Source organism: Fibrobacter sp., assembly GCA_012523595.1.
In the GTDB taxonomy this organism is placed as follows: Bacteria; Fibrobacterota; Chitinivibrionia; order Chitinivibrionales; family Chitinispirillaceae; genus JAAYIG01.
Genome location: JAAYIG010000196.1, coordinates 19405 through 27262, shown reverse-complemented (window position 1 = coordinate 27262; position 7858 = coordinate 19405). Strand labels below are relative to the sequence as shown.

The following is a 7858-nucleotide window of genomic DNA, read 5'->3' as shown; positions in this document are numbered from 1 at the left end:
GGAACCAGAGTGAAATATCCCAGAACCCCCGGAGGAATTGCCAGCCCTGCACTGATAATCGCAGCCTGAAGTGAAGTCTTATTAATTCGTGCCTTAGCCATTGATATAGAACGTTTTCCGCTATTTTGTGCAGCAAAGTAATTTACCGGAATCTGAGAGATCAGATCACCAGCAAGATTTATCATATAACCAAAATCAAACCGCAAACACACTCCTTTGTTACTGAGCCATTAATTCGATTCTCCTCCACAATTGTTTAATTCTTCACCCAGGTGCATACTATTTTTTTGTAACAATTTCGACTAAGGAGAATTCCAAACCAGATGCACCCTGTACCCCTCAATATTAAAACAGCACTGGTCATTACTCCGCCAGTACGGGATTTCTATTTCACCCATCACAGATTTACCTCTCTGGGAGCATCGCTGGTGACTGATCTGTTAGCAAGAAGAGGAATCCGCACAATACCGCTTAATTTTGCATTGCTGAGGAAAAGGCCTATTCATATACCTCTTCCTGAAGCTCTCTCTCATCTTAAGCCTCACATTCTAGAAAACGAAACCGGAAAAACATCTTTCTTCACCAGATACAAACACTTCGGCCCGGAGATTAAAGAATGCGGAAGCATAATCAGCAGTCTCAACCCGGATATCTGTTTCATCTCCTGTTTCGCCTGGTGCTATGGATCAGTAGCTATAGAACTTGCAGAGGAGATAAAAACCCGGCTGCCTTCTTGCCCGGTAGTTCTGGGAGGAGCTGGTGTAAGCGCCTACCCTGAGTTTTTCCTCCGTTCCAATGGGGTAGACTACACTATAGCAGGTGAAGCTGAAGTGAGTCTGTATCGGTTTCTGGATTACCTTGAAGGCAAGACTTCAGATCCAGGTGGTATTCCAAATCTCGGATGGAAAGACAAAGACGATATTTACTTCTCAAGAAAAGAATTTACCTCTAAAGAACAAATTGAGCCAGCTATATATATATCCCCTGCTTTCAAGGCCTTAGGCAGATCAAATGCGTCTTCCAGGATCAGCATCTCCATATCCAGAGGCTGCCCGCTTGATTGCAGTTTCTGCTCAAACAGATTCTGCCATGGAGATGAGTTCAGGCTGTCTTCTTTCAGCAAGATTCAGGATTCAATCAACTCCCTGATACAAAAAAGCGGGGTTTCTCCTGAAGATGTGCACATATTGAATTTCGAGGATGACAATCTGCTTCTGGATTTTCAGTTCTGGGTAGAGTGCATCAAGGAGTTTAAAAGGTACTTTCCCGATGTGCGTATTTATGCTGAAAACGGTCTTGATTACCGACTCCTTACCCCTCAAAGATGTCATGAGCTGATAAAACTCGGTATGGCTCAGTTCAATTTCTCCCTCGCATCCACCGACAACAGCATCCTGAAGGAGAGTAAACGCAATGCTGATTTTTCACGCTATGATGAACTGCTTTCTATCTCTGAGAATGCCAAAATACCTGTTATAACCTACTTTATCTGCGGACTTCCGCTCGATACAAGAGAAACTGTTGTTGAAAACCTTCTCTTTCTGCAGAAGCGCCCTACTGAGATCGGTATCTCCCTGTTCTACCCTGTACCGGGAATAAAGGGATTTGAAGACAAACACACCTTTAATAATCTCTCCCCTGCTATGTGCACCGGATCAGCAGCCTATCCCTGGAACAATTCACTGAGCACACAGACCATGATCACAGCTTTCAGGCTGGCTCGGTTCATCAATCTGCAAAAATCTGATAACCTCAGCGGCTCCGAACAGGCGCTTGTAGATGTAATTGCTGAAAAGAGAAGGCTTTACACCTACATAAGGACCGATTCAGGTATTAAACTGAAGGAGATCGGGAATCAGGATTATGAACTGGTAGATATGTATTTTTCTTCTCTGGACTAAGTGATTCTGCCCAATCAAAACGCCTGTCCTATATCCAGATGCAGTTCATAGGGCCTCTCTTCCGACCGTCTGTTGATCTTAAAACCCGCATCCAAACGGATAACCGCAATAGGAGTATTCAGACGCAAGCCGAAACCCGCCCCCCATCTGACCTGGCCCATCAATTCAGAAAAAGGAGTATTTAAGATTTCATTCTCTTCCCACACATACCCTGCATCAAGGAAAAGAGCCCCCTGAAACCACCAGAAAAGAGGAAAACGGAAATCAATAATGTTTGCAATCAACTGCAAAGTACCGCTCTTTGAACTGCCATCAGGATTCTCCCTGATATGTCCCTCCTGAAATCCCCTGACAGATCGAGGCCCTCCTGCGAAAAACCGTTCCTGAGTGGGAACTGTTTCTGTGGCTCCAAATGGTCTGGCATAACCAAGCTTCAACCCTGAGGCAAAGCGTAAGTTTCTGATATTCCAGAAAATACGACTATCATTAATCACCTTGAGAAACTGGCTCGATCTGAATCCGGTCAACCCTGCAATTTCAAGCTGAAACAGGTTTAGTCCCCCCCGGACCGGATCAATCAGGTCGTTTCTGGTATCATAGATTAAATCCAGACCCACACTCTGTGTATTCTCCTCCGGCAGTATCTCGACAGCTTCCCAATTCAGCCAGATCCGGAAAGCCAGGCCGAAATCAGATTCCCGGCCTGCAGCCAGATTTATTCCCCTGAAAACCCCAAAATATGTATTCTCCTCATCATCGAACCGGTTAAAGTAAACCGAACCATCAAATTGCCATGGTAAACTTAAAAACCAGGGCATGGTATAGACCAGCTCTGCAAACTGCACTCTCCGGGAAAGATTGCCTTTAAAAGCTAATCTATGCCCCACTCTGAAAAGATTGCCATAGGAAGCTCTCAATGATCCCCTGAATCCCTCAAGAGAGCCATATCCCGCTCCAATCTCTGCCCGAAAAAAATCTGCCTCATTAACCCGCACTCTGATGGGGTAAGCTGAGTCCGGAAGAAATGATACATCTGAGGTATCCAGCACTCCCAACTCCGGTTCGATGTTTATCAGGCTGAACAGGTTTGTCCTGTAGAGTTGCATCTCTGACTTCCTCAGCCTTCCCAGAGTCAGTACTTCTCCACTTTTAAACTGCAGTTCTCTGGTAATTACCAATGGGTTAATCTTTTCAACACCCTCTATATGGATATCTCCAACCGAAATTTTTGGTCCTTTTTTGATATTAAACCTTATAACAGCAGTATGAGAGGCAGAATCCACAATTATTTCTGTATTTGTATTTGCTTCAAGATAGCCTTTCTCAGCAATCCTTCTCTCCAGTAGAGTTGCATCATCCTCAACCATCTGCCTGATAAAAGGCTTGTCTGGTCTGCTCCAGATTTGGCGATACAGTGTGGAATCCAGAGATAACTGAGGAAGCACGATCTGAACAGAACCAATCAAAGTCCGTTCACCCTCATTGATTCCAATATTGATTCTTACCCGCCTTGAAGATTCATCACGACTGATTTCCACTGCTCTAACATCAACATTTAAAAAACCCTGAGAACGATAAAAGTCCTCTATGGCTGAAAGATCAGAACGTAGACGGAATTCGGAAAAGTTATCATTGAAAAGGGGCCACTTTGCTTTTAACTCCATCAGATCTGAGATTTCTCTGTTGCTGAAAGTGCTGTTTCCGGTAAAACTGATCTCCCTTACCTTCCATCTTCTGCTCTTAGCCTGAGTATCAGCAGATCTGGAAAGAACCAGAAGAATAAACAGCAGAATAATTCTGATCGGCTTCATTACCTGCTCAGTTTTAAGATCAGATCAATACCCGACCCTCCCTCACTATCAGTCTCCCCTTTGAGAAAAAACCTTCTGGTCAATCGAAAAAGTGCCGAAATTCTCCTTTGAGCCAGGTTTCCTAACATGGTCTCGTATGAGAGAGTAAGCCTTGGTCCGACACGTTTTGTAAGGGCGAGCCTTGGACTCTGCACAGAATCCATAGCAAAAATATCTCCCCTTATCTCTATCCTCTCGATCCCAAGTATCTGCTCAAGCTGTCTGGAGCCAAACCCCAACAGGCTTTCTCCTGCAAAAGTCCTCAGACGCTCTCCAAGATCCCCGCCAACAGCACCCAATGGCTGGCCCAGTGTCAGGATGCTTATTATGTCCGCCTGACTCAATCCGCTTACGTTTTCCCCCTCCGCCCGAAACATAACCAGCGGCTCTTTCAAAGTCCCGCTGAGGGTCATGAATACTGTGTAGGACTGCAATTCCTCAGTTCCGGCAGCAATGGAAAAAACCTCTGTCTGTGCCTCAAGATTGATAATAGGATTGAACTCATAAGGATCGTAACTGGAAAACGATCCTTTCACGATCTCAAAATTCCGATCAAGGTAAAGTACATATCCTGAATTGATCCTGATCTCTCCGGTAAAATTGGGAAGTGCGGCTGTGCCTGTCAGCGTCGCTTCCCCTTCGGTTTCCAAATATCCCAGATTCATTTCAACAGTGAGATTTTCAAGTGAACTGACTCTCACCTGTAGTTTTAAGCTCCTGAGCAACGGGTCGGGCTGTCTGGTAACCCTCTCACCAGTGAGATCTGTAATCCTGATATCACGGATATACCTGGTGGGTCCCAGATCGATGTTTCCTGACAGAAGCCACCCATTATGTGTTTTAGACAGATTAAGGCCGCTAGAATTAAACCTTATATCCGCAACATCGATCATTTCAAAGCTGATATCCCGGGAAAAAGCATCGATTGAAAAACTGCTCAACCCGGAAATATCCCAGACCATGGCACCGGTTCCATTGAATCTGCCATCACCCCATTTTCCACTAAACTGCTCAATAAACACCGAATCTGCAGACATCGAGATCTCCGCATTAATCGATTCGATCGAAGGCTCAATATCCACAAACCCGATCTCACCACCCGATATTTGCAACTGTCCGTTTAACACCGGTCTGTTATTAAGAACACATACCCTGCCGGAACCCCTCAGTTCACCACCTCTGATCGTATTGTCCGGGAAAAAGGAGGAAATCAATGTAAGCGGAAACTTCATGATCACAAAATCTAACTCCAGACCCGGACTAAGTGGGTTTCTATCTGGATTGTCCAAAGGGAGCCGACCACTGATTTCAAGCAACCCGCCATGAGGCAAAGATATTCTTCCTTCACTGAGCCTCAGGGTGTCCAGGCCGGTAACCCCATTAAAAAAAGCATCCTCTATTACCCCACCCGGAATCTCTGCCTTACCGGTTTCAGCCATGAATTTGACTGTCGGTTCCTGAACCGTACCAGAGAGGGCTGCATCCAGATTGATACCAGAAACGCTGATGTTCTCCGGATGATACCTGAATCCACCGTTCGAAATGGTAACCCCTCCACTTAAGCTCCAAATTCCATTCTGGTTTCTCATAATCAGATCTATCGATAGCGGGCCCTCAGCAATCCAGTCTCTTCCCAGAAGCACACTGACATCAACAAGATCCAGGCTATCTCCTTTGATCCTTGCACTGGCAGTCCTGTCGCCGGATGTATCAACTACCCATCCAAGTGAGGGATTTAAAGGTATCACTGCATTAAATTCAACACTGGATTCAGAACCTTGAAAAAACAGTTCAGAATCCAGACTCAGAAGGGAATCTTTGAGCCAGAAACTGCTGCCAGCAAACAATACCCGCTCATTTTTCAATCTCGGATTACTATATTTAACTTTCCATCGCCCCCGCAGATCACCCATTCTACCCCAGTATCCACCTTCCCCGGAAACCATGCCCTCACGGTTCATTAACCAGGGAAACCAAGATGAGAGTCCATAAAGAGAAACTTCATTGAACCGAAATGATCCATGCAGGGAATCTCCCCCCAGGACACCCTGGAAGTGTAAATTTCCAGCATCAGCAAATCTGCCAGTTTCAGACCGGAACAACGCATCGGCATTAATTTGTAAGTTATTGATATTTAAAGCTCCTGTGCTAATTATCTCTGAGTGATCTTTAGTTACTTTTACCTCCTGCCAGTTGATGTTCCGTGAATCTTTCATGGAAAGCTTTCCATAGACACTATCTGCCCTGTAAGTCCCATAGTAAAAGCCTGTTCCAACAAAACTGCTCTCAAAATTCAGACTATCCAGAGGTCCCGATCCCCTGAGCTCGAAATTCAGGTTTCCTCCGCCACTATCTATACTGAAATACTGCAGAACCGCACCCAAATCGGATATCCCACTTACAAAAGCAGTCCCGATCCGAAGATTTCCCCCGCCATAATCAGCAACTACACTCATTGAGTCTATCTTCATCTTCAGCCAACTCACACTATCACTTACAACTTCACCACGGATCTTTAAATTCTGCAATTCTCCATTCAGATATCCACTGAACCGAAGCCTCCCTGCTATTTCCTCACCCAGAAAAGTCTTACTCAGCGAAGCAAGATTGTGAAAATCTCCTCTAAAAGCGCCATTCAATCTGCCCTGTGGCTCAATGGTCCCCTCACCCTGAAACCGGTTGTCTGCTAACTCACTGTTAATCAGCCAGTTACCATTTTTTAACTCTGCATCAATGCTCAAAGAATCATTCAGATTTCCCGAGGACATGATTGCATCAAGCACTGCAATACCGGGAAGTTCCTCAATCCCTGTACCCTGAAGATGTAATTTCACTCCAGCTTTTAAACCAGACAATTGCCTGGAAAAAACCTTTTCTTCATCCAATAATGACAGATCAATACCCTCTGAAAGCAGATCTCCTGAATACCTGCCGAAAACCGGTTCCTCCATCAGACCGGGAATCTCCCAGATCGCATTCAGCGTTGCATTCCCTGCAGATGAGAAAAGGTTAACAGTGGCCTTGATAGCCGAATCAAGTCCATAATTTCCATCAACATACAGCGATTCTACCTCAACCTCTTTATACCTCAGCCCCATTCCGTATCCCCGGAAATTAAGCAATGGTCTCTGTAAAGTCCCCTTCCAGGATGCCTTCCCATAAAGCCTGCCCAGAGGTGCCACACCACTCAGAAGACCATGAATCGCCAGTACAGGTTCCATCTTTGATTCTGCCTCAGCAGAGAGATCCCAGTTCCCATATTTCGAGAAAGGGATCCTGCCCCTCCCCTTCACCTGTGATCCTGACCCAACCGCATATAAATCAAAGACTTCCAGCCCGGTAAAACTCAGATGTCCTGTACCTGTAATCGTGTCCAGGCTGCCTTTCCACCAGGGGCTGTCATAATACCCCTCAAATACTCGTAAGCTCAACGAAATAGAGTCGATACGGTGAAATCGGGCACTGGCAGAGGCATCGGATATCCTGCCAAAGAAGTTCAGAGAACTATCGATGTAAACAGCATTGAGCCCGCTTATCTGCGCATCACCAATTTCTATTCTCCAGCTAACTTTCTCAGAATCAATCAAATCCAGAGTGTCATCAACTGTGTCTGCGGGCATCACAGGGAATATGTACCTTCCATCCGGAGTGACCGATAAAGAGGCTTTTACCCCTTCAATTAGAACAGAATGAATCTGAACAGTTTTAAATAATAGCGGTAAGAGATTGAAATTCGCGATGATACGCTTTATCGATACCGAGTCACTTCTGCCATATCTATCCCTGATTACAACATCTGACACTTCGATTCTGGAGAATAGATTCGTACGAAAAGAACCTATTGAAAGCTCCCCAAGCAGAACCGAATCGATCCTATCCTCAACCATATTGATTATGAAATTTTGCCCCGATGGAGCATGAGCCAGTAAATAAACCGTAACTCCAGCTATGACAATGAGTAATAACAAACCAACGAAGGCTCTGCAAACCCAGACCAGCCCCTTTTTCGCTGCCTTATTCAAAGCTGAACCCTTCCAGACACTCAAGTGATGCAACCGACCAAGTTAAAAAATCAGCCACTAAGGGCATTAATGGACTATATTATAG

At 45.2% G+C, this 7858-nt stretch carries 4 protein-coding genes; 1 reads left to right on the top strand and 3 read right to left on the bottom strand.

Annotated features, from left to right (window positions below):
• On the bottom strand, positions 1–206 hold a 206-nt coding region (locus GX089_12990), incomplete at its 3' end, for a hypothetical protein (GenBank protein NLP03406.1).
• A 117-nt stretch (positions 207–323) separates the two neighbouring features.
• On the opposite strand from GX089_12990, the gene GX089_12985 reads away from it, so the two are divergent.
• The gene (locus tag GX089_12985; GenBank protein ID NLP03405.1) at positions 324–1901 is read left to right on the top strand and encodes a radical SAM protein; all 1578 of its coding nucleotides are present in this window, start codon (positions 324–326) and stop codon (positions 1899–1901) included.
• Between the two features lie 14 nt (positions 1902–1915).
• Here GX089_12985 and GX089_12980 read toward each other — a convergent pair whose 3' ends face one another.
• Together GX089_12980 and GX089_12975 are read right to left on the bottom strand one after the other, a co-directional pair.
• Entirely contained in the window at positions 1916–3712 is a 1797-nt protein-coding gene (locus tag GX089_12980) for a BamA/TamA family outer membrane protein (GenBank protein ID NLP03404.1), read from the bottom strand.
• On the bottom strand, positions 3712–7773 hold the full coding sequence (locus GX089_12975; GenBank protein ID NLP03403.1) for a hypothetical protein: 4062 nt from the start codon (positions 7771–7773) through the stop codon (positions 3712–3714). The genes GX089_12980 and GX089_12975 overlap by 1 nt, the downstream gene beginning before the upstream one ends.
• Positions 7774–7858: the final 85 nt, after the last annotated feature.